This is a genomic window from Enterococcus sp. ARL09-542 (genome assembly GCF_005234805.1).
GTDB classification, from domain to species: Bacteria; Bacillota; Bacilli; order Lactobacillales; family Enterococcaceae; genus Enterococcus_D; species Enterococcus_D gallinarum.
In genome coordinates this window covers 1-1,725 of the sequence record NZ_QPQX01000046.1, presented here as the reverse complement: position 1 = coordinate 1,725, position 1,725 = coordinate 1, and the positions used below count along the sequence as shown (strand labels likewise).

The following is a 1,725-nucleotide window of genomic DNA, read 5'->3' as shown; positions in this document are numbered from 1 at the left end:
CTCTCTTCGGGTTTTCGGTCTGTACTGAAATCAAGGTATTATTGGGAATCCCAGCTTAAATCATAGATACCGTAAGGGATTTTATTCTTTATTTAAAACTTTGCAACAGAACCATTTTTAGTATTTTTGTAATCAACACAGTTCATTATCAACCAAACAAAAAATAAGTGGTTATAATGGATTGTTAATATAAACATTCATTATAACCTCATAGGAGTGGGTTATAATGAACAAAAAAAATATAAAAGATAGTCAAAACTTTATTACTTCAAAGCATCATATAAATGAAATTTTGAGAAATGTACATTTAAATACAAATGATAATATTATTGAGATTGGTTCAGGGAAAGGTCATTTCACGTTTGAATTAGCTAAAAGGTGTAATTATGTAACCGCCATTGAAATAGATCCTAAATTATGTAGGATAACTAAAAACAAACTTATTGAATATGAGAACTTCCAGGTTATCAATAAAGATATTTTACAATTTAAGTTTCCTAAAAATAAGTCATATAAGATATATGGAAATATACCCTACAATATAAGTACAGATATAATTCGAAAAATTGTTTTTGAAAGCACAGCTACAGAAAGTTATTTAATAGTGGAATATGGATTTGCTAAAAGGTTGCTAAATACAAATCGTTCACTAGCACTATTTTTAATGACAGAAGTTGATATATCCATATTAAGTAAAATCCCTAGAGAATACTTTCATCCAAAACCTAGAGTTAATAGCTCGTTAATTGTATTAAAAAGACACCCTTCAAAAATATCACTCAAAGATAGAAAACAATATGAAAATTTTGTTATGAAATGGGTTAACAAAGAATACATAAAACTATTTTCCAAAAACCAATTTTATCAAGCCTTAAAATATGCAAGAATTGACGATTTAAACAATATTAGCTTTGAACAATTCTTGTCTCTTTTCAATAGCTATAAATTATTTAATAGATAAGTTAAGGGGTGCATAAACTGCATCCCTTAACTTATCTTATTTTGCTTAAACAATCTTGGCCCGTAAACTGCATAACTCATATGTAAATCGCTCCTTTTTAGGTGGCACAAATGTGAGGCATTTTCACTATTTCCGGCAATTACTTCCATGTAAAGTATAACCCACTATACTTTGCAAGCAAAGTGTGGGCTCGCCGAGGGGTCTTGCAGACGGCTCTTTCGGCTCTTTTGAGCCGAGTATCAGCGCACCCTTATGGTGCAATTAGCTGATACCTGTTTGACGATTTGCTGCCCTACCTTTTCGGTAGGTATGCAAACCTCAAACCAAAATAAAAACCCCCTTCGACTTCGTCAGGGGGTTTTTATTTATATAAATCTCCGTAAATAATCGCGATTTAATAACATCTTCAATTTTATTTTTTTGCGTATTTTAGAAATGTTTTCACTAAAAAATATATTATACAAAAAATACAGTAATCGATTATAATTCTTTGCCAGTTAAATATCATATCGTTATTAAAATATCGGAAAAAAATATCAACAACAATAAATGCAAAAGAAGACCATAAAAATTGTTTATTACTCATACATACTCTCCATTTCTATCATTTTTAAATTTACCAGTCATCTCTCAAAAATCTCCTAGCTATTTTTCGGTTCTGTTGCAAAGTTTTAAATCTACTATCAAATAAGGTAGAATAATAGAAAAAGATAGCAGGAGGAATGACGATGAATCATTTTAAAGGAAAGCAATTTCAGCAGGAT

At 29.9% G+C, this 1,725-nt stretch carries 2 protein-coding genes; both read left to right on the top strand.

Annotation, left to right across the window (positions count from 1 at the left end):
• Positions 1-113: 113 nt before the first annotated feature.
• Positions 114-167 (top strand): erythromycin resistance leader peptide, encoded by a 54-nt coding sequence (locus tag DVW06_RS16760; protein WP_137264919.1) that lies wholly within the window; start codon positions 114-116, stop codon positions 165-167.
• 59 nt (positions 168-226) lie between these two features.
• Complete coding sequence (locus DVW06_RS16755; protein ID WP_002345002.1) at positions 227-961, top strand: 23S rRNA (adenine(2058)-N(6))-methyltransferase Erm(T); 735 nt, start codon at positions 227-229, stop codon at positions 959-961.
• The last annotated feature ends 764 nt before the right edge of the window (positions 962-1,725 follow it).

Excerpts from the sequence above, each read along its gene's own strand:
- DVW06_RS16755 (WP_002345002.1), top strand. The coding sequence starts at position 227 with ATGAACAAAAAAAATATAAAAGATAGTCAAAACTTTATTACTTCAAAG.